The sequence below is a fragment of the Cognatishimia sp. SS12 genome (assembly GCF_028369055.1).
GTDB lineage: Bacteria > Pseudomonadota > Alphaproteobacteria > Rhodobacterales > Rhodobacteraceae > Cognatishimia.
On record NZ_JAQNCZ010000001.1, the window covers coordinates 809278 to 829884 of the forward strand.

Sequence of the window (20607 nt, forward strand, 5' to 3'; positions counted from 1 at the left end):
TTTTCCGTGTCAGTTCTCGCGCCGTGGCGGCTTAGTTGGAGTCCACCAGAATATTAGACGTCACGCCCGCCTCAAGCAGGGCGACCTGCATATCCTGGACCTCATCGACATCATCGGTGCTGTGAATCAGCACATCATTGACGATCAGCGAATAAAGCGGCGCGGCCGGGCGCTCAATCACGGGGCGCAGGCTGGCGGGGCGCACGCCCAGATAGTTGTCAGCGGCGCGGCGCGATTTGGGGCCCCATTTGCCATCCTGGGATACGCCGATGGTGTACTGCACGTCTTTGACCAGCTCTTTGCTGACCGAACGGCCCGCGTTCAGATCAAAGATCGCGTTTTCAAGCCGCGCGCGGTCGTTGATGCGCGCGGGGACATAGACGTTCTTGCAGGTCTCAACGTCCTTATAGCGCGTGACCGTGCGGCGGCTGTTCTCATGCCCCACAACGCCGCCAATCACGGCACCCGCAGCGGCCCCGGCGTTTTTGTCGGTGACAACTTTGCCGATGACGCCGCCAATCAGCGCACCGCCGATGACCTTTTCAGGTTGGCCGCCTTTTACGGTGGCCTGATAGGGCACCGAGGTGGTTGTGCAGCGCGTCTGATAGCTCCCCGCAAACGCCTGCGATGCGATCAGCAGCGATGCCGCTGCCGTTACCAGAATTTTCATGGTCTCATCCTTCATTCATTTTGATGCGGCGGCGTGTCTTGGCTGTGCCCCCCGCCGGTTTCACGCGCGGCAGATCTTTGTGATTCTGCGCAGCGCGTTTGGCCATTACCTGGGGTTCAGTTAGGCGAGAGTGGTCTTGATATTCAATATCATGGCCATTTTGGGCGCTTTTGACCCGGATCGCGGGCGGTTTTCTTCTTATGTCAGCCGCGGCTTGCCGCTCAGCCATGATACGGGCCTTGGGGGGCTGCCCGCGCAGCAGAAGCTAAGCTAGGCCCCTTCAACACATTCATCGACTTTGCGCGCCACCAAAAAGACCGAGCCGGGTTTCTCTGGTCGCCAGTCAGTTTCGATCCGAAACCCATGGGCAGTGATGTGGTCTTTCAATTGCGCGATGCGAAACGGATGGAGCTTGGGGATCAGGCCAGTGTGCCCCAGCGCAGGCCAGAACACCCGCCCAAGGCCACGCATTTCGCCAAGACAAACGGTGGAGGAAAAGAACAGCCCCCCTGATTTCAGCATCTGATTCACCCGCGTCAGCGTTTGGTTCACATCTTTCACCAGATGCAGGATCGACATGCCCAAGACCACATCATAGGCCGCGCCCGCATCTGGGATCGGCCAATCTTCGATGGCAGCGACCGCAAAATTCACCCTGCGGCAGCTTTGATCCCAGGCCTTTTCCTTGGCAATCGCGATCATCTCGCTGGAAAAATCAATGGCATCCACATGGGCCACGCGCGGCGCGTGGATCAGCGCTGTGGTGCCTGTGCCGCAGCCAAACTCCAGCAGGCGATCCGTGGGTTTCAGGTGGCTCGCGGTAACGGCAAGCTTGTGTTCATAAGCGGATTGATCCGCAACCGGGCTGCGCGCATAGCCGCGCGCCATTTTGTTCCAGAAAAACGTGGGAGACAGTAGCATGTCAAAGCTCCTAATTTTGGCAAATCTTTCCCGGGCACAGCCGCGCCATGCGCAAAACTGCGGTCTCGGGTAAATTGATCGGTAATCGGTGCGGCGGCGGTCAGTTAGGTGGCGTCTTGAATGTCAAACACCTCTTCCAGAGGTTTGTTGAACACCCGCGAAATCAGGATCGCCAGTTCCAGCGTCGGTGAATATTTCGCGTTTTCAATGGCCACGATGGTCTGGCGTGTCACCCCCACCCGCTCGGCCAGATCTTTTTGGGTCATCTCATCCGCATCAAACCGCAGGCGTCTGATCTGATTGGTGATTTTCAGTTTACCCATGTCTTAGTAGCCCCGGCGATAGCTGATGAACTTCACCATATCGGCCCCAAAAGAACCAAGCGCCATCGCAAAATAGATAATGTTAAAGCCGACAAGCGCCGTGCTGCCCATCGCCAGCGCAATCACCGAAGAGATAAACCCCACCCCGGCGCAAACGACAATCGCGAAAATCGCGCGGCGATCAAAGAGTTTGTCTCTTTCATCGACAACAAAACTGGGTTTGGCCGTGCCGGTGAAGATGGCCCAGAGAATGTTAAACACAATGGTGCCGACAATGGTTGCGGCAATGCTGATCGGGATCACCCAGATCACCATCCGCGCCCAGACATTCACCGCGTCCGGCCCGTCAAATTGACCAGCCGCGCTCATCTCTAGCAGGCGCAGGATGACATAGCTGCTGGTCAGCAAATTCACGAGGATCGAGACCACGTTATTTCGATCTTGGTAGGTCATTTTTAAGTTCCTTCACGGGGTGCCGCGGACGGCACGGGTGTCTGATAATTTCGACTCAAAGTAAGATTTATTATACCTAGTGTCAAATATTTCATACACACCAAGACGGCACAAAGATCTTTGCAAATGAAATCAACGACATGTGGCGGCGACCGCTTATCGTTGACGACTCAAATTCTCTGTAGGAAGCCCGCGCCGGTCGGCGGATCAGCCGTCTTGCTGTGCCAGCAGCAGCGCTGATACCGGCGCGATGGCCACCGTGCTGGCGCGATCCTGCAGCGCCCAGCTGGCCAGCGCCTGAATGGTGATCGGCTGAAGCCGCCCCATCATCACCACACCAGAACTTTGCCGCGCCTTAAACGCTGCCTGATCCAGAAAGCGGCGCATCACCACTTCGGTCTGCCCCTTGCTGTCAAAATCGCGAAACACCGTAAGCGCAGGCACGCCTTCGCGCACCGCAAGTTTCTGCGCGGTATTCAGCCCCTGCGGCTGCAAAACCAGCCCATGGCCACTTTGCCCGGCATAGGCAATCACCTGTTCTGCGACGGCGCGGCTTTCCTGTAGGCCAGTCTCAAGCCCCTCCAGCAGCCCCACCGCTTGGGGCACGGCAGCGAGCTGCCCGGCCAGGTTCACTTCGATCTCGCTGGCAGAAACACCCTGTGGCAGGTTCACAACGGAAAACACCTCAATGCCAAACCCGCGATAGGCCGCCGCGCGCGCCGCCGCCTCAGGGTGCAATGCATCAATGGCCACGCTCAGCGCGATGGGAAAATCCGCCAGCGTCGCCAGATCAACCAGACTGTCAGGGTCATCCAGCAGCAAGACCGACATCAAAGGTTTTTCGCCGTCATAATCAAAAGCCTGCGCAAAATCACGCAGGGGCATGGCCTCTGGCGCAGTCACAGCCTCAACAGCCTCTGTCTCGGGGGCATCCCCAATGCGGGGCAGCCGCGACGAGGTGCGCTGGGGGAACGCATCGCTCAGGTCTTGCGCCGGTTTCAGCAATGCGCCGCCCTCAAGCGCGGCAATCGCCTCTGGTGCAGTGGTATCCACTTCGGGCGCGGCATCTGCCGTAATCGGCGTATCCTGTTGCTTTGGCGCTGTGCCGCGCGCTGCTTCGCCCTCGCCGGTGGGGGCACGGGGCGCAGGCGTCGGCTCGGGCGCACCAAAACCGGCAGTTTCCGGTGTTGCCGGGCTCTGCGGTTGGGCCGGGTCGACAGAAATCGAAGGTTCATTTTCCGCGCCGGGTGCGGTGATCGGCTGGGCCTGCGGGCTGGGCAACACAGGCACGTCATCTTGTACCGTGGCCGGGGCCTCGCCAATGGGTGCGGGCGTCAAGGCCCCCGCCTCGGGCGCACCGGGCTGCGGTTTGGGCGCAGGGGCACGATCAGCATTCGGGGCAGAATCACGCCCTGTGGCCGGCGCTGGTGCCTGCGCCACAACGTCTGCCTCAACCGGGGCATCGGTTTGCGAGCCGCCGGGCACATCAACGTTTGCGGGCGCTGCAGGTTGGCTTGCTGAGGGGCTTTCTGCCAGTGGCCGTTCCAACGTGGCGGGCAAAGGGGATAACAAAGACAGGACCGCCGCAACCACAAGCCCCACCACTCCGCCAAAGATCAACCCGGTCAAAATTCCACGTAGCATGCTCTTGCCCTCAGATTTCAGCGTTGCGCTGGCCTTTTTTCGTCTGGCGGCTGCCCCCGCCTCTTGACCCTCTGGGCCAAGCCTGTCCATGTATACCGCGACCATGGGCGGGGTTAATACCCTGTTCTTACGATGACAACATAAAGTGTGGTGCCATGCTGCTTCTGATCGATAATTACGACAGCTTTACCTATAACCTCGTGCATTATTTGGGCGAGCTGGGGGCCGACGTGAAGGTCTGGCGCAATGACGCCCTGACCACGCAGGACGCCATGGGCCTGAAACCCGAGGGGATTCTGCTGTCCCCCGGTCCCTGCACACCAAATGAAGCCGGCATCTGCCTGTCATTGATCGAAGCCGCCGCCGAAACCAAGACCCCGCTGATGGGCGTCTGCCTTGGGCATCAGTCCATCGGCCAGGCCTTTGGCGGCAATGTGGTGCGTTGCCATGAGGTTGTGCATGGCAAGATGGGCACCATGCATCACCACGGCAAAGGCCTCTTCAAAGGCCTGCCGACACCGTTTGAGGCGACGCGCTATCATTCGCTGATTGTCGAGCGTGAGACACTGCCCGACTGCCTTGAGATCACCGCCGAGCTTGAGGACGGCACCATCATGGGGCTGCAACACAAAGAACTGCCCATCCAAGGCTGCCAATTCCACCCGGAATCCATTGCCTCAGAACATGGGCACGCGATGCTGAAAAACTTCCTTGATCTGATGAAGGTGCCAGCATGAGCGACGCGCTGAAACCGCTGATTGATGCCGCCGCCAAAGGCCCGCTGAGCCGGGCAGAGGCCGGTGAAGCCTTTGAGATTCTGTTCAACGGCGATGCAACCCCCAGCCAGATTGGCGGTTTTCTGATGGCACTGCGCACGCGCGGTGAAACCGTGGATGAATATGCCGCGGCGGCGGCCGTGATGCGCGCCAAATGTGTGCCGGTGAAAGCGCCTGCAGGCGCGATTGATATCGTTGGCACTGGCGGGTCGGGCAAACACACGCTGAATATTTCCACCGCGTCGATCTTTACGGTCGCGGGCGCCGGCGTGCCGGTGGCCAAACATGGCAACCGCAAGGCCAGCAGCAAATCCGGCACCGCCGATGTGCAAAGCGAACTGGGCATCAATGTCATGGTCGGGGCTGAGGTTGTGGAACAGGCACTCACTGACTGCGGCGTGGGCTTCATGATGGCCCCGATGCACCACCCGGCGATCAAACATGTGATGCCCACCCGGCTTGAGCTGGGCACCCGCACAATTTTCAACATCCTTGGCCCGCTGACCAACCCAGCGGGCGTCAAACGGCAACTGACAGGCGCATTTTCACGCGAATTGATCAGGCCCATGGCCGAAACCCTGGGCCAGCTTGGGTCGGAACGTGCGTGGCTGGTGCATGGCTCAGACGGTACTGATGAGCTGACGATCACCGGCGTCAGCTATGTCTCGGCCTTGGAAACAGACGGCAGCGTGCATGATTTTGAACTGCACCCCGAAGAGGCTGGCCTGCCGGTGCACCCGTTTGACGAGACGGTGGGCGGCACGCCCGAACATAACGCCAAAGCTTTGCGCGCTGTGCTCGATGGGGCCGAAGGGGCCTATCGCGACGCGGTACTGCTCAACTCGGCCGCCGCGCTGGTTGTGGCTGATGCCGCGCCGGATCTGAAAACCGGGGTGGAAATCGCCAAGGACAGCATCGCCTCTGGCAAAGCCAAGGCCAAGCTTGCGTGCCTGGCTAAGATCACCTGCAGCGCCGCCTGATTGGCAGGTCGCTTTATGATCCCTGAGGCTTGGGCGCATCTGCCGTTCTTTGACACCAATTGGCCCGCGATCCAAGCCGCGCTGGCCGCAGACCGCCGCGATATTCTGCCGCCTGCGCCCCACCGTTTTGCCGCGCTTGCGGCCTGCCCACCCGATCAAACCCGCGTGGTGATCTTGGGCCAAGACCCCTATCCAACACCGGGCCATGCCCATGGTCTGGCGTTTTCGGTGGCCCCGGATGTGACGCCATTGCCCCGCAGCCTTGGCAATATATTCAAGGAACTGCAGGACGATCTTGGCGCGGTGCCCAAAACCGGGGACCTGCGCGGATGGGCTCGTCAGGGGGTGCTGCTGCTTAACACCGTGTTGACCGTGCCGGCGGGCGAAGCCAATGGACATAAGGCGCTGGGATGGCAGGCCTTGGCGCATCAGGTGCTTGCCGCCACGTCAAAACGGCCAACGGCTTATGTTCTTTGGGGAAAACAAGCACAGAGTCTTGCCAAGCATATTCACCCGGGCAATCATTTGATGATAGAAACGGCCCATCCGTCACCGCTTTCGGCGCGGCGGGGCTTTTTCGGGTCGCGCCCGTTTTCACGTATTAATAATTGGCTCGCCGCCCGTGGCCAGCCGCAAATCGACTGGACCGCACAATGACCGCCACCGTTCTGGACAAAATCAAAGCCTATAAGCTGGAAGAGGTTGCCGCCGACAAAGCCGCCAAACCCTATAGCGAAGTCGAAGCAGAGGCCCAGGCTGCCAGCCCGACGCGCGGTTTTGCCGATGCGATGATGAAAGCCAGCCGCGAAGGCTATGGCCTGATCGCCGAGGTCAAAAAAGCCAGCCCCTCCAAAGGGCTTATTCGCGAAGATTTCAATCCGCCCGAATTGGCGAAAGCCTATGAAGATGGTGGCGCGACCTGTCTGTCGGTCCTGACAGACACCCCCAGCTTTCAGGGGGCCAAAGAGTTTTTGGTACAGGCGCGCGAGGCCACTGCGCTGCCCGCCCTGCGCAAGGATTTCATGTATGACACCTATCAGGTCGCCGAAGCGCGCGCGCTTGGGGCCGATTGCATTTTGATTATCATGGCTTCGGTGTCCGACGCGCAGGCCCAAGAGCTGGAAAGCGCCGCGTTTGAATGGGGTATGGATGTGCTGCTTGAGGTGCATGACGCCGAAGAGCTGGCGCGCGCAAGCCGCCTCAAATCACCGCTGATGGGCATCAACAACCGCAACCTCAAGACCTTTGAAACCACGCTGGACACCACGCGCACGCTGTCAAAACAAGTGCCCGCCGATCGTCTGATTGTCTGCGAAAGCGGGCTCAGCACTCCGGCGGATCTGGCGGATATGGCCCGCTACGGCGCGCGCAGTTTCCTGATCGGCGAAAGCCTGATGCGCCAAGAGGATGTCACCGCTGCCACCCGCGCACTGCTGGCTGATCCGCTGATGCCGGGTGGCATGTAATGGCCGAGAAAACGCCCAGCCCCAGCGATCTGACGCATTTTGACGCCAAGGGTGAAGCGCATATGGTCGACGTGTCCGAAAAGGCGGTCACAGCGCGTATCGCCACCGCCGAAGGCCACATTAAGATGGCGCAACAAACCTTTGATATCATTTCCGAAGGCCGCGCCAAAAAGGGCGACGTTCTGGCCGTGGCGCAGTTGGCCGGGATCATGGGGGCCAAACAGTGCAGCACGCTGATCCCCCTGTGCCATCCGTTGCCGATCACAAAAGTTTCGGTTGATCTGACGCTCGATGCAGATCTGCCGGGCGTGCGCATTTCTGCAACCGTCAAGACCACCGGCCAGACCGGGGTTGAGATGGAGGCGCTGACCGCCGTGAATGTCGCCGCCCTGACCGTCTATGACATGACAAAAGCTGTCGACAAACATATGGAGATCGGCGGCATTCGCGTCACTTTGAAAGACGGCGGCAAATCCGGCCGATTTGAAGCGTCATGATTCCTGTCAGCGCCGCGCTGGATCAGCTCTTTCAGCTTGTCACCACGGTGGGCACCGAAGAGGTGCCCCTTGCCAAGGCCAATGGCCGGGTGCTGCGTGCCGACGCTGTGGCGCGGCGTGATCAACCGCCCTTTGATGGCTCTGCCATGGATGGCTATGCGGTCAAAAATGCAGAGGCCGTGCCCGGCGCGCGCCTGACAGTGATCGGCGAAAGCGCGGCAGGGCATGGTTTCGCCGACACCGTTGGCGCAGGGCAAGCCGTGCGAATTTTCACCGGCGCGCCGGTGCCCGCAGGGACGGACCGGGTGATCATCCAAGAAGATGTCAGCCGCGATGGCGACACCATCACCCTCGGCGACACTCTGGATCAGGGCCACCACATCCGTCCGCGCGGCGTTGATTTTGCCGATGGCAGCGCATTGACCGCGCCGCGCCTGTTGCGCCCGGCTGATATCGCTCTGCTCGCCGCGATGAACATTCCGGCCGTCACCGTATCGCGGCGGCCCACTGTGGCGCTGATCTCAACCGGCGATGAACTGGTGATGCCCGGCGGCACCCCAGGCCCGGATCAGATCATGGTGTCCAACACCTTTGGGCTCGCCGCGTTGCTTCGTGATCTGGGCGCTGCGCCGCGCATGTTGCCGATTGCCCGCGACACGCAGCCCAGCCTAGAGATGGCATTTGAATTGGCCGCTGATGCGGATCTGGTTGTGACCATCGGCGGTGCATCGGTTGGCGATCATGATCTGGTGGGCAAAGTCGCAGCAGATCTTGGGATGGCGCGCAGTTTTTACAAGGTGGCCATGCGCCCCGGCAAACCCCTGATGGCCGGTCGGCTGAAAAGCGGCGCGATGATGGTGGGACTGCCGGGCAATCCGGTCTCAGCCATGGTTTGTGGCCATGTGTTCCTCGCCCCGGTGCTGCGCGGCTTCCTTGGCCTGCCGATGGGCCCCGCCCCCCGCCGCCGCGCGCCGCTGGCGGCCGATCTCGCGGCCAATGGCCCGCGCGAGCATTACATGCGCGGCACGCTGACAGAGGGCGCCGTGTCTCTCGCCGCCCAGCAGGACAGCTCTTTGCTCAGTGTTTTGTCCTCGGCCAATGTTCTGGTCATCCGCCCCCCTTCGGCACCCGCCGTCCCGGCCGGGACCATGGTGGATTACATCGAAATTTAACGATGAATTTGGGGAACAAACCCCAAACAGTTGACACAAAACAAGAACAAGACTAGAACAAAGCCAGAGTTATTGGCGGAGGCGAGCAGATGCTGACCAAGAAACAGCGCGACCTTTTGGCGTTTATCCACACCCGTTTGCAAAAGGACGGGGTGCCCCCGAGTTTTGATGAAATGAAAGATGCGCTCGATCTGCGCTCCAAATCTGGCATTCATCGCCTGATCACCGCTTTGGAAGAACGCGGATTTATCCGCCGCCTTGCCCACCGGGCCCGCGCGATTGAGATCGTCAAATTGCCTGAGGGCATGGGCGCCGCCCCGGCCAAACCCATGGGCGGCTTTGCGCCCAAGGTGATTGATGGGCCGCACCCCTCGCCCGCGAAACCGGCCAATGTCACCCCGGAAGAGGTGCAGGTCTATGCCCGCGAATTGCCGGTCATGGGCCGCATTGCTGCCGGCGTTCCGATTGAGGCGATCAGCCATGTCCATCACCATGTGGCGGTGCCCGGCCAAATGTTGTCTGGCGGCAAGCCGCATTACGCGCTTGAGGTCAAAGGCGATTCGATGATCGAAGCGGGCATCAACGATGGCGATGTGGTGATTATTCGCGAAACCCAGACCGCGCAGAATGGCGATATCGTTGTTGCGCTGATCGAGGATGAGGAAGCGACCTTGAAAACCTTCCGTCGCAATGGCTCCTCCATCGCGCTGGAGGCGGCGAACCCCGCTTATGAAACCCGCGTTTTTCCCGATGACCTGGTCAAGGTGCAAGGTCGTCTGGTTGGTTTGATTCGCAGCTATTAAGGCTGATGCCAGCGCCGGGCGCTGCGACTCTGCCGGATGATATAGGGCGTGGGATACCGCCCGCCTGCCCCATCGGCGCGCAGCCACTCGGCTTTTTCGGGTGATCTGATGCTGACCGAAAGAGCCCCGGTGCGCGCCAGGCTGTCTGCGTCAAATATCCGGCACTTTGCAAGGGATCTGGCCAGCGCAGGATCTGCGCCCCTCCCAAACGGCAGCGCCGAAACGATGATATCCCCCGGGCGGCAGCCCTCGCGGGCGAGCATTTCCAACATAATCGCAAGCTCTGCCTTGTTGCTCACATGCCAAAGCAGCGCGTGCCCATGGCGCGGGGCCGCGTGATCTGCGGGCTGGGCGAGGGAATGTGCAGGCTGCATGATGGGGAGTGGGACCACATAAATATCATCGCGCAAAGAGGTCAGCCGCGCGGCGGCGACCTCTTGGTGCGCAGCATCACCGTCATTTTGCAGCCAGGCCGCGGCAATAAAACCCTGCCCCCGGCTACGGCTCAGCGCGCGACCTTCCGGGGTCATCAGCCCCACGAGGCGACCATTTTCAGCTATCAGCAGATCGGGACGCGGGCTATTGGCCCAAACGACCAGGGCCATCAAAAGCACCCCGCCCCCAAGCCAACGGCCACGCCCCTGCCAGAGTAGCAGTACCAGAAAACCAAAGCACAGCGCCAGCATCGCCGCAGCTGGCGGCGCGGGCACGTGCCGCAGCCCGCCCTCCAGACCGGACACCCAATGGGCGACCCCCAAAATCCAGCGCAGCCCAAGCCCCATGACCCAGAACCCAACAAAGGACAGCCCCAAGGGCCACAGCAAGAGCGCCGCCAAAGCGGCCGGCATCACCAAAAGCCCCATCATTGGCACCGCCAAGAGGTTGGCAAGAAGCCCAAAGGGCACCAGAATATTGAAGCTCGCCGCCGAAAACGGCGCCGTGGCCAACCCGGCAACCGCCGAAGACACGACCACCCCGGCGGCCCAGCGAAACACCCAATGGGCGCGCTGCAACGGCAGATGACGCAGCGCCTCAAACACCGCAATCAAAGCGCCGGTCGCGGCAAAGGACATTTGAAAGCCCACGCTGAGCAGGCTTTCTGGGCGCACACCCAATACGATCAGCGCTGCCACCGCAAGGGCGCGCATCGAAAACGCCTGCCGCTCAAGCAGGACCGCCACCAGCGCAACAAGCGCCATAATATAGGCGCGCTGCGTGGCAATGCTGGCCCCGGAGAGCAACAGATAGCCCGTGGCCACCATCAGCGCGACAATCGCCGCATAGCGTTTTACCGGGTGGCGCAGCGCCACGCCGGACATAAGGCAAAGCCCAAAGCGCGCGGCCGCAAAGCTGACAGCGGCCAGCAACCCCATATGAAGGCCCGAAATCGCCAGCAAATGCGCCAGGTTGCTGCGCCGCAACGCGCGCAGATCCTTGGGCAGAATGCCGCTGCGATCCCCGGTCATCAACGCCGCCGCCACCCCGCCAAGCCGCGGCGCAAGCTGGGTCAGAATATGGTCCGTAATGCCCTGCCGCAGCCCGGCGACCGAGGGGCCGGCGCGCGGCGCGCGCAGCGCCAAGACCGGCACGCGGCTATATCCCGTCGCGCCAATCCGCGAAAAATAGGCATGGCGCTGAAAATCAAAACCGCCCGGCTCCACCGCGCCACTGGGCGGGGCCATCCAGACCGTCGCGCTCACAAATTGCCCGGCACGGGGCGACAGAAACGATTGCGCCGCTTGCATGGAAAACCGCAGCCTGTGTGGTGTTTGCGCCGGGGGCTGCCCGGCCATCACCGGATTTTCTAGAGTCAGGCGCAGCGTGCCCGCGGCGCTGCGATCCACCAAAACCACCCGCCCACTGACCGCGCCATAATAAGGTTTGGCAAGACGCGGCGCGTTCACATAATCGCTGCGCAAATCCATCCAGAGAAACCCGGCCAGGCCAATGGCACAGGCAAGCGCAAACCAGCGCGCCACATGCAGCCGCCACGCCAGAACGATGCAAGCCATCAAAAGCAGGCTCAGTGCCGCGCGGGCGGTGCCACTCGGCGGCGCATCCAGTGCAAAAAACACGCCAATTCCGCACCCAAAGGCAACAGGCACCCAAGGGAATAACGCGCCATCCTGGGCCAGAATGGCAGATTTCAAACCGGCGGATATGTGCAAGCCTTGTTCTCTTTCAGAGGGGCCGCTAGACAGGCGGCAACATTAGCTCAATTCTCGTTACCGAAAGGTTATGCCCGCAATGCCCGGCACCGTTGTCACCCGTTTCGCCCCTTCGCCCACCGGATTTCTGCACATCGGTGGCGCGCGCACCGCGCTGTTCAACTGGCTTTATGCCCGCGGGCGCGGCGGCAAGTTCCTGCTGCGTATCGAGGACACGGACCGCGAGCGCTCCACCCCTGAGGCAACAGCCGCGATCCTGCAGGGCATGGAATGGCTTGGCCTGGATTTTGATGGCGATGTGATCAGCCAATTTGACGGCGCGGCGCGCCATGCCGAGGTGGCGCAGCAGCTTCTGGCAGACGGCAAAGCCTATAAATGTTTTGCCACGCAAGAGGAAATCGCGGCCTTCCGCGAGGCCGCGCGCGCCGAGGGCAAATCAACGCTTTATCGCAGCCCATGGCGCGATGCGGCCCCTGAAACCCATCCTGACGCGCCTTATGTGGTGCGCATCAAGGCCCCGCTTGAGGGTGAAACCGTGATCAAGGATCAGGTGCAGGGGGATGTGCGCATCCGAAATGATCAGCTGGATGACATGGTACTGCTGCGCTCTGATGGCACGCCGGTTTATATGCTGGCTGTGGTTGTGGATGACCACGATATGGGCGTCACCCATGTCATTCGTGGCGATGACCACCTGAACAACGCGGCGCGGCAGATGATGATCTATGACGCCATGGGCTGGGATGTGCCGGTTTGGGCGCATATCCCGCTGATTTTCGGGCCGGATGGCAAGAAACTGTCCAAACGCCACGGGGCCACGGGCGCGCAGGAATATCAGGCGATGGGCTATCCGGCTGCGGGCATGCGCAACTACCTTGCGCGCCTGGGCTGGAGCCATGGCGATGACGAATTTTTCAACGATGCACAGGCGCAAGAGTGGTTTGACCTGGACGGGATCGGCAAAGCCCCGGCGCGGTTTGACTTTAAAAAGCTGGAAAATATCTGCGGGCAGCATATCGCTGTTATGGACGATGCCGCACTGCTGCATGAATTGCAGGGCTATCTGGCGGCAAGTGGCCAAATTGCGCTGGATGACGCCACGGCGAGCAAAATGCTTGAGGGGATGTATTGCCTAAAAGATCGCGCAAAGACATTCCCGCAACTTCTTGAAAAAGCGGAATTTATCACAGCATCTCGCCCAATTGAGCCTGACGAGAAAGCCGCAAAAAATCTTGACGATGTATCCCGTGGTATACTGAAAGAATTGACGCCGCAGCTGCAAAATGCTAGCTGGACGCGAGACGGGCTTGAGGCTGTCACCAACTCTTTCGCAGATGAGAGGGAGATCAAATTCGGCAAGATGGCTGGCCCGCTTCGGGCCGCGCTTGCCGGGCGAGCGGTGACGCCAAGTGTATTTGACATGATGCTGGTTCTCGGCCGCGAGGAATCCCTCGCCCGGCTTGAGGAGGCAGCGCAAACTTCATAGGGATCTGGGCAGTTTTGCCCTTTTTCCTATGGCACTGACACGTGCCAGCGGCGACCTGTGCCCACGGCAATTAGAGGAAGGGAAACTTATGACCGACAGTACCAAATCTGCGACGCTCTCCATTGATGGCGCCACCTATGAACTGCCGATCTTCTCGCCCACAGCCGGGCCTGATGTTGTTGATATCCGCAAGCTTTATGCGCAGGCGGGCGTGTTCACCTATGACCCCGGCTTTACCTCGACCGCGTCCTGCGATTCGACCATCACCTTTATTGATGGCAACAAAGGCGAGCTGCTGCACCGCGGCTATCCGATTGACCAGTTGGCGTCCCAATCCCATTACCTCGAAGTGTGCTATCTGCTGCTTTATGGCGAACTGCCAACAGCGGCCCAGCTCGAAGATTTCGAAACCCGCGTGACCCGTCACACGATGGTGCATGAGCAAATGCACAACTTCTTCCGCGGGTTCCGCCGCGACGCGCACCCAATGGCCACCCTCGTGGGTGTGGTTGGCGCGATGTCGGCCTTCTATCACGACTCCACTGACATCAGTGACCCATGGCAGCGCGAAGTGGCTGCGATCCGCCTGATTGCAAAACTGCCGACCATCGCGGCAATGGCCTATAAATATTCGATCGGTCAGCCGTTTGTGTATCCGCGCAATGATTTGGATTATGCCGCGAACTTCCTGCACATGTGTTTCTCTGTGCCTGCCGAAGATTACCAAGTGAACCCAATCCTGTCGCGCGCGATGGACCGCATCTTTACGCTGCATGCGGACCACGAGCAAAACGCCTCGACGTCGACTGTTCGTCTGGCGTCCTCCTCTGGCGCGAACCCATTTGCTTGTATCGCTGCGGGCATCGCCTGCCTTTGGGGTCCGGCACATGGCGGCGCAAACCAGGCTTGCCTCGAAATGCTGAAAGAGATCGGCACACCAGATCGCATCCCGGAATTCATCGCCCGCGCCAAGGACAAGAACGATCCGTTCCGCCTGATGGGCTTTGGCCACCGCGTCTATAAAAACACCGACCCGCGCGCCAAAGTTCTGAAGCAATCCGCCGACGAAGTGCTGGAGCTGCTGGGCGTTGAAGACAACCCGCTGCTGCAGGTCGCCAAAGAGCTGGAGCAAACCGCGCTCAATGATCCGTATTTCGTGGAAAAGAAACTGTTCCCGAATGTGGATTTCTATTCCGGGATCATCCTGGAAGCGATGGGTTTCCCGACCTCTATGTTCACACCGATCTTTGCGCTGAGCCGCACGGTCGGCTGGGTCTCGCAGTGGAAAGAGATGATCGGCGATCCGCAAAACAAAATCGGTCGCCCGCGTCAGCTGTACCTTGGCTCGACCGAGCGCAACTATGTGAATATCGAAGACCGGTAAGCCGGCTTTCATACCCAATTTTCAAACGCATCCGGCCTGCGCCGGGTGCGTTTTTTGTTTCCACTTTAGCGCCAAACTGTTGCCAGCCCTTTTTTCGGCCCTCTCAACCTTGACCTGCATGGCACAACCACGACAGATCAAAGGACCACTTCGCAACGGGTTGGGCCTGAATGGAATTTCTGCTTTTGCTTTTGCTGCCGGCCTTCGCCTATCTGGCGGGGGATTTTGGCATGCACCAAGCCGAAAGCGAAGATGAAGACCATGCGGAGGATGACCCGCTTGAACGGCTTGACTTTGCCCCGCTGAGCGACACGCAAACCGCAGAGGCCCATCAGGAAATCGCAGATCTTTTCCCGGACCTTATCCCGGCAGAGGCGCTGCAGGGCGCCGAGGGCCCCGAAGCTGCCTTTCACGAGGTCTGGGGCGATCACGCGCTGCAGACCGCGGCTGCAGGTACGCTGGGTCTGGCGTGGGGCGGCAGTTACAGCGTGCGCAATTTCAAAGGGCGGCAGTCCGCGCCGGGGTTTGACACCCTGGCTGAAATGGACAGCGCCGAGGTGCTGACACCGCCGCAAAGCCACCTTGCCCCGATCCCAGTCGAAGATTTCCGGTTGGGGCGCGAAATGCTGCTGATTGAGGCGCGCGAGGATAGCGGCGTCATTTCTATCCTGCCGATGTCAAACGGCGATGCGCTGGTGCTGATGGGCGAACATCAGGTGCTGCGCGTGAAGGATGCCGGCGGCTATCTCATCGCTGACGACATCCGCCGCATTACCCCCGCGCGCAGACCATCTGCGGCTTAGCGGCCTTCGTATTTCGCAGGCCGCTTTTCAAGAAACGCAACGACGCCCTCCTGAAAATCGCGGGTCTTGCCGCAGGCCCCCTGCAGCTTGGCCTCATGGGCCAGTTGGCTGTCCAGATTGTTGTTCCAGCTGGCGCGCATGGCTTCTTTGATCCGCGCATAGGTGGCGGTCGGCCCTGCCGCCAGATGCGCGGCGCGGGCGCGCCAGTGGTCCGCAAATTTGTCAGTGGGCACATGTTCATAAATCATGCCCCAGTCATCGGCCTGTTTGGCGCTGATCGTATCGGCGAACAGGGCTGCGCCCATTGCCTTGGCCATGCCAATCTGACGCGGCAGCAAATAGGTGCCACCCGCGTCGGGAATAAGGCCAATGCGGGCAAAAGCCTGAATGAACACCGCGTCCGAGCTGGCAATCGCCACATCGGCGCTAAGCGCGAGATTGGCCCCCGCCCCCGCCGCCGCGCCGTTGACGGCAGCGATGGTGGGCAGCGGACACTCCATAATCGCGCGGATCATGGGCGTATACTCATCGCGCAATGTGCGCTCCAGATCCAGCGTCGCGGCATTGCCGCCATCCCCAAGATCCTGACCCGAGCAAAACGCAGCACCTGCGCCAGTGATCACCAGCACACGGACACCAGCCGCTTGCCCATGCAAGGACATATCGCGCACCGCATGGGTGATTTCCGCCCGCATCTGCGCATTCAGCGCATTCATTTTTTCTGGGCGGTTCAGCGTTATCACTGCAACGCCGTCGTTCACATCCAATGTGATCGCTTGATAGTCCATAGGGGCCTCACATGTTGTTGGCGTCAAGATAAGCGCTCTGCGCGCCATGTGAAGGGCAACCGCGCGTCAATCTTTCAAGATTTCGGCGAGCCGCTCTTTTTCTGCTTCCGTCAGGGTTGCTTCGGTCTGGGCCGGGGCCTTGGCACGGCGGCGCAGATAGCCCCCCCCCACCCCAAGGGCCACGATCAGCATCGCTGGACCCGCAGCCCACAAAAGCAGGTTGCTGCCCCCCGTGGCCGGGCGCAAAAGCACGTATTCGCCATAGCCCGCAAATTCGCCGGGGATGCCGTAAACAATATAGTCAATCACATCGGTGTCGCTGTCGCCCGCCAGCAGCCGCTCGCGCACCAATAGGCGCAGGTCGCGGGCGATATCGGCGTTGCTTTCATCGATGTTCTCGTTGCGGCACACCAGACAGCGCAGGTTCTTGGAAATCTCTCTCGCGCGCAGCTCAAGCAACGGATCATCCAGCACTTCGTCCGGTTGCACCGCATAGGCTGGCGTCACAAGCAGCAGCAGGATCAGGGCAAGGCGTTTCATTCTGCGGCCACCCCATCGGCGGCAGCGGCTTTGCGCGCCCCCGCCGCGACACGATAGCGGCGATCCAAAAGGCTCAAGACCCCGCCGAGCGCCATCAGCGTACAGCCGATCCAGATCCAATTGGTCAGCGGCTTGATATAGGTGCGCACCGTATGGCCGCCACCGGCCTGCGCATCGCCAATCACCACATAGACATCGCGCCACAGGCGATAATCAATCGCGGCCTCGGTGGTGGGCATGCCGGCAACCGGATAGACCCGTTTTTCGGGATTAAGCCGCGTGATGAACCGCGTGCCTTTCAACAGATCGACATCGGCCGTTGTGGTCAGGTAATTGGGTCCCTGCGCCTCGCGCACGTCCTTCAACACAAAGGTATAGGCCCCCAGCTGATAAGGCTGATCAATATAGGCCACGCGAATATCTTCCTGCTCCCAGGCCGTAAGCCCCGCGACCCCCAGCATCGTGATGCCGAGGCCCGCATGGGCGACCGCCTTGCCCCAATCGGCCCCCGGCAGGCGGCGTAGCCGTGCCAGCCGCGCGGGCAAAGCCCCCCGCCCAGTGCGGCCCATCAGGTCGATCCCAGCGCCCATGACCACCCAGGCTCCAAGCGCCAGACCAATCGGCCCCAAGAGGCTGCGCCCGCTTTGCATCGCCCAGATCAGCCCCAATACCGCCAGCGCCAGCAGCGCCGCCGGCCAAAGCTTGCGGGCCATCCGGCCCAATGCGGCGCGTTTCCACGGCAACATGGCCCCCAGCGGCAGGATCACCCCGAGCGCCACCATGAAGGGCGTGAAGGCAAGGTTGAAAAACGGCGGCCCCACGCTGAGTTTGCGGTCAAACGCCAGCTCGGCCACCAGCGGCCAGATCGTGCCCACAAAGACCACAAAGCAGCTGACTGCCAACAGGATATTGTTCAGGATCAACGCGGTTTCGCGACTGACCATGCTGAAAATGCCCTTGGCCTCCATCGCGCCAGCGCGCAGCGAAAACAGTATCAGCGCCCCGCCCATAAAGATCGCAAGAATGGCCAGAATAAACACGCCACGCTCCGGATCATTAGCAAAGGCATGCACCGAGGTGATCACACCGGAGCGGACAATAAAGGTGCCAATCAGCGAAAACCCAAAGGCCAGGATGGCCAGCAGAATGGTCCAGCTTTTCAGGCTTTCGCGTTTCTCCACCACAATGGCCGAATGCAGCAGCGCCGCCGCCAAAAGCCAAGGCATAAAGCTGGCGTTTTCCACCGGGTCCCAGAACCAGAAACCGCCCCAGCCCAATTCGTAATAGGCCCACCAAGAGCCAAGCGCGATGCCGATGGTCAGGAAAATCCACGCCGCCAGCGTCCAAGGACGCACCCAGCGGCCCCAGGCGGCGTCCACGCGCCCTTCGATCAGGGCGGCAACAGCAAAGGAAAAGGACAGGCTCAGCCCGACATAACCAAGGTAGAGAAACGGCGGATGAAAGGCGAGGCCCGGATCCTGCAGCAGCGGGTTCAGCCCCTGCCCGTCAAACGGCACATCCTGCATGCGCACAAATGGGTTTGAGGTCAGCAAGATAAAAGCGAAAAACGCCACCGCGACGCTGGATTGCACCGCCAATGCCCGCGCGCGCAGGCTGGGCGGCAAGGCCCCGCCAAACCACGCCAGACAGGCCCCGAACAACGTCAGGATCAGCACCCAAAGCAGCATCGAGCCCTCGTGATTGCCCCAGACGCCGCTGACCTTGTAGAGCATCGGTTTTAACGTATGCGAATTCAAATACACCAGCTGCAGCGAAAAATCTGACACCACAAAGGCATGGGTCAGCGCGCCAAAGGCAAAGGCGGTCAGCAGAAATTGCGTGATGGCCGCAGGCTCGGCCAGAGCCATCCAGCCTGCCCAGCGTTTCTGGGCACCAATCAAGGGGACAATCGCTTGCACCACGGCGGTGAAAGCGGCAAGGATCAGGGCGAAATGGCCAAGCTCGTTTAACATGGTCCAGCTATACGCCGGGCGCGCGGCAAGGCCAATTCAAATCGTTGTGCGGTTGCGGCACGTTTTGTCGCGCCCTAGGGCGCGTCGCGCTGTCTTTGCCAATCCATCAGCGCAGCGTTGTCTTCGATGATGATCGGGGCCTCGGTGCGCGGGACAAAAGCCGCAGAGCGCCGCAGGCTTTCTGCCATGGCGCGCTGAAACTCCTGCCCTTTCATCTGATGCCGCGCGCCGAAATAAAAACTGACAATCACCCCGAGAAGCCACCAAAGCGGCTCGGGCACCAGCGCGATACCCTGCATCCGGGCCGCAAACCACACCGGGTCCACCATGGCGGCTACAAACAGCCCCAAGCACCCCAGCGCCATCAAGGGGCGTGGCAGGCGGTTGATCGCATCCATCAACCGATCAAACCGCCCGCGCGGTCCCGGCGCGACGGGGGTGAACTCTGCGCCAAACTGCGCCATCGCAGCGGCCGCGCGCGCCTGTTCTCGTACCGCGCCTGCCTCGGCGTTTTCCACAAAAACCTCGGCGGTGTCGCGTAGCACATTGCGCCCGCCGCCAAAGACCCATTCGACAACGCGCGCGATCAGCCCCATGCCGCCACCCGCGTCTTAAATTCAGCCTCCGACAGATGATAGCGCTGTGACATGAAGCTTTCGGCGCGCTTGATCCAGCCGCCCTTGCCCCCCGCACGGGTGCGGGCAAATTTACGCAAAGGCGCGCGCTGATCCGCCAGGCGCAGATAATAATTGCGCCGCGCAATGGCATAGGCATCCACCAGATGATGCGGCGCAAGGGCGGCAGCCTCAGCCGCCGCGCGGGCCGTCTGCGGGCCGATGACCCCATCAACCGCAACGCTTTGGCCCATCTGCCCCAGCAGGCGCTGCAGGATTTTCACCGCATTGCGCCCGGCATTGACATACATGTCAAAGACGCTGGGCTGCAGTGGCTCGGGCAGGATCGCAATACCCGGCGCGGTGTAATAATGCTGAATGAAAATCTCAATCGCCTGCGCTTTGCTCAAGCGGCGCAGCGCCGCCACGCCCAGACTGTCATCCCCGCGCACGGCGCGCAGTGTCGCAAGCGTGACGCCATATTTGGTCGGCCCGCCCGGATCATCCGGATCATTCACATAGCCGCCCTCACGGGCGAGGATCTCTGTTGCGATGGCTTGAATTCTGTCCATATGCCCTCCGGCCTCGCTGCAGTTTTGCTGAGGTCAGAAGGCTCGCGCCTGGGTCTTAAGGCAGGGCCAGCGCAGCGCACGCGCCAGGTGCAACAGAGCCGCCCGTCAACTGGCGTCTTCGCCTTCGGGCGCAACATAAACGCCCTGCTCCTTGAGGGCATCAATCACCTCTTTAGGCATATATGTCTCATCATGTTTGGCAAGAATTTCAGAAGCTTGAAAAACGCCACTGACGTAACGACCGGTGCCGACCATACCTTGATTTTCTTCAAAAAGATCGGGCAGCACCCCGGTAAAGGCCACCGGCACGCTTGCGCCGCCATCGGTGACATTGAAGGTCACGGTTTCACCTTGCCCGCGCTGTAGGCTGCCCTCTTCCACCAGGCCGCCGATGCGGAAGGTTTCATTTGGGGCGGGCGGCTCCGCGATCACTTGGCTGGGGGAGCGAAAGAAATTGATGCCGTCGCGCATGGCATACCCAATCAGCGCCGTGGACAGTGCAAGCGCCACTGCGGCAACCATGATCACCTGAATGCGACGTTTCTTTTTGAGGCCCTTCATGTGCCCGCTCCTT

At 60.8% G+C, this 20607-nt stretch carries 22 protein-coding genes; 10 read left to right on the forward strand and 12 right to left on the reverse strand.

All coding sequences use genetic code 11. From position 1 onward, the window contains the following. Window positions 1-31 precede the first annotated feature (31 nt). From N6L24_RS04025 to N6L24_RS04045, 5 genes are all read right to left on the reverse strand, one after another. Window positions 32-670, reverse strand: a complete 639-nt coding sequence (locus tag N6L24_RS04025; protein ID WP_271843342.1) for a hypothetical protein — start codon at window positions 668-670, stop codon at window positions 32-34. A gap of 270 nt (window positions 671-940) precedes the next feature. Continuing rightward, the gene (locus N6L24_RS04030) at window positions 941-1591 is read right to left on the reverse strand and encodes a class I SAM-dependent methyltransferase (RefSeq protein WP_271843343.1); all 651 of its coding nucleotides are present in this window, start codon (window positions 1589-1591) and stop codon (window positions 941-943) included. Between the two features lie 104 nt (window positions 1592-1695). Beyond that, window positions 1696-1914 (reverse strand): helix-turn-helix transcriptional regulator, encoded by a 219-nt coding sequence (locus N6L24_RS04035; RefSeq protein ID WP_271843344.1) that lies wholly within the window; start codon window positions 1912-1914, stop codon window positions 1696-1698. A 3-nt stretch (window positions 1915-1917) separates the two neighbouring features. Beyond that, window positions 1918-2367 carry a hypothetical protein gene (locus tag N6L24_RS04040; RefSeq protein WP_271843345.1) on the reverse strand — a complete coding sequence of 150 codons (450 nt, stop codon included), beginning with the start codon at window positions 2365-2367 and terminating at the stop codon, window positions 1918-1920. A gap of 207 nt (window positions 2368-2574) precedes the next feature. Next, on the reverse strand, window positions 2575-4011 hold the full coding sequence (locus N6L24_RS04045) for a polysaccharide deacteylase family 2 protein (RefSeq protein ID WP_271843346.1): 1437 nt from the start codon (window positions 4009-4011) through the stop codon (window positions 2575-2577). Window positions 4012-4166: 155 nt separating this feature from the next. On the opposite strand from N6L24_RS04045, the gene N6L24_RS04050 reads away from it, so the two are divergent. The 7 genes from N6L24_RS04050 (at window position 4167) to lexA (ending at window position 9705) form a co-directional block, all read left to right on the forward strand. Then, window positions 4167-4748 carry an anthranilate synthase component II gene (locus tag N6L24_RS04050; protein ID WP_271843347.1) on the forward strand — a complete coding sequence of 194 codons (582 nt, stop codon included), beginning with the start codon at window positions 4167-4169 and terminating at the stop codon, window positions 4746-4748. Then, window positions 4745-5767: an anthranilate phosphoribosyltransferase gene (trpD, locus tag N6L24_RS04055; protein ID WP_271843348.1), complete on the forward strand. Its 1023-nt coding sequence runs from the start codon at window positions 4745-4747 to the stop codon at window positions 5765-5767. The genes N6L24_RS04050 and trpD overlap by 4 nt, the downstream gene beginning before the upstream one ends. Window positions 5768-5782: 15 nt before the next feature. Further along, window positions 5783-6424 carry a uracil-DNA glycosylase gene (locus N6L24_RS04060; RefSeq protein WP_271843349.1) on the forward strand — a complete coding sequence of 214 codons (642 nt, stop codon included), beginning with the start codon at window positions 5783-5785 and terminating at the stop codon, window positions 6422-6424. Continuing rightward, entirely contained in the window at window positions 6421-7233 is an 813-nt protein-coding gene (gene trpC / locus N6L24_RS04065) for an indole-3-glycerol phosphate synthase TrpC (protein ID WP_271843350.1), read from the forward strand. Before N6L24_RS04060 ends, trpC begins: the two co-directional genes overlap by 4 nt. Further along, entirely contained in the window at window positions 7233-7730 is a 498-nt protein-coding gene (gene moaC, locus N6L24_RS04070; protein ID WP_271843351.1) for a cyclic pyranopterin monophosphate synthase MoaC, read from the forward strand. Before trpC ends, moaC begins: the two co-directional genes overlap by 1 nt. Further along, the gene (locus N6L24_RS04075; protein ID WP_271843352.1) at window positions 7727-8902 is read left to right on the forward strand and encodes a molybdopterin molybdotransferase MoeA; all 1176 of its coding nucleotides are present in this window, start codon (window positions 7727-7729) and stop codon (window positions 8900-8902) included. The genes moaC and N6L24_RS04075 overlap by 4 nt, the downstream gene beginning before the upstream one ends. Window positions 8903-8991: 89 nt before the next feature. Then, complete coding sequence (gene lexA / locus N6L24_RS04080) at window positions 8992-9705, forward strand: transcriptional repressor LexA (RefSeq protein ID WP_271843353.1); 714 nt, start codon at window positions 8992-8994, stop codon at window positions 9703-9705. Here lexA and N6L24_RS04085 read toward each other — a convergent pair. After that, window positions 9702-11873, reverse strand: coding sequence for a ComEC/Rec2 family competence protein (locus N6L24_RS04085; protein WP_271843354.1), 2172 nt, complete (start codon window positions 11871-11873; stop codon window positions 9702-9704). The two genes, lexA and N6L24_RS04085, sit on opposite strands and share 4 nt — an antisense overlap. A gap of 79 nt (window positions 11874-11952) precedes the next feature. Between N6L24_RS04085 and gltX the strand changes: the two genes are divergently transcribed. The 3 genes from gltX (at window position 11953) to N6L24_RS04100 (ending at window position 15546) form a co-directional block, all read left to right on the forward strand. Next, complete coding sequence (gene gltX / locus N6L24_RS04090; protein WP_271843355.1) at window positions 11953-13359, forward strand: glutamate--tRNA ligase; 1407 nt, start codon at window positions 11953-11955, stop codon at window positions 13357-13359. Window positions 13360-13447: 88 nt separating this feature from the next. Next, complete coding sequence (gene gltA / locus N6L24_RS04095; protein ID WP_271843356.1) at window positions 13448-14743, forward strand: citrate synthase; 1296 nt, start codon at window positions 13448-13450, stop codon at window positions 14741-14743. Window positions 14744-14913: 170 nt separating this feature from the next. Next, window positions 14914-15546 (forward strand): hypothetical protein, encoded by a 633-nt coding sequence (locus N6L24_RS04100; protein ID WP_271843357.1) that lies wholly within the window; start codon window positions 14914-14916, stop codon window positions 15544-15546. Here the strand turns inward: N6L24_RS04100 and N6L24_RS04105 are convergent. From N6L24_RS04105 to ccmE, 6 genes are all read right to left on the reverse strand, one after another. Then, on the reverse strand, window positions 15543-16334 hold the full coding sequence (locus tag N6L24_RS04105) for an enoyl-CoA hydratase-related protein (protein WP_271843358.1): 792 nt from the start codon (window positions 16332-16334) through the stop codon (window positions 15543-15545). The genes N6L24_RS04100 and N6L24_RS04105 overlap by 4 nt on opposite strands. A 66-nt stretch (window positions 16335-16400) precedes the next feature. Next, window positions 16401-16874: a cytochrome c-type biogenesis protein gene (locus tag N6L24_RS04110; protein ID WP_271843359.1), complete on the reverse strand. Its 474-nt coding sequence runs from the start codon at window positions 16872-16874 to the stop codon at window positions 16401-16403. Further along, window positions 16871-18847 (reverse strand): heme lyase CcmF/NrfE family subunit, encoded by a 1977-nt coding sequence (locus N6L24_RS04115; RefSeq protein ID WP_271843360.1) that lies wholly within the window; start codon window positions 18845-18847, stop codon window positions 16871-16873. The genes N6L24_RS04110 and N6L24_RS04115 overlap by 4 nt, the downstream gene beginning before the upstream one ends. A gap of 74 nt (window positions 18848-18921) precedes the next feature. Further along, the gene (locus N6L24_RS04120) at window positions 18922-19443 is read right to left on the reverse strand and encodes a holin family protein (RefSeq protein ID WP_271843361.1); all 522 of its coding nucleotides are present in this window, start codon (window positions 19441-19443) and stop codon (window positions 18922-18924) included. Beyond that, a complete protein-coding gene (locus tag N6L24_RS04125; protein WP_271843362.1) occupies window positions 19434-20033 on the reverse strand; it encodes a holin-associated N-acetylmuramidase in 600 nt (199 codons plus the stop codon). The genes N6L24_RS04120 and N6L24_RS04125 overlap by 10 nt, the downstream gene beginning before the upstream one ends. Window positions 20034-20138: 105 nt before the next feature. Then, window positions 20139-20594: a cytochrome c maturation protein CcmE gene (ccmE, locus tag N6L24_RS04130; RefSeq protein ID WP_271843363.1), complete on the reverse strand. Its 456-nt coding sequence runs from the start codon at window positions 20592-20594 to the stop codon at window positions 20139-20141. Between the last annotated feature and the right edge of the window lie 13 nt (window positions 20595-20607).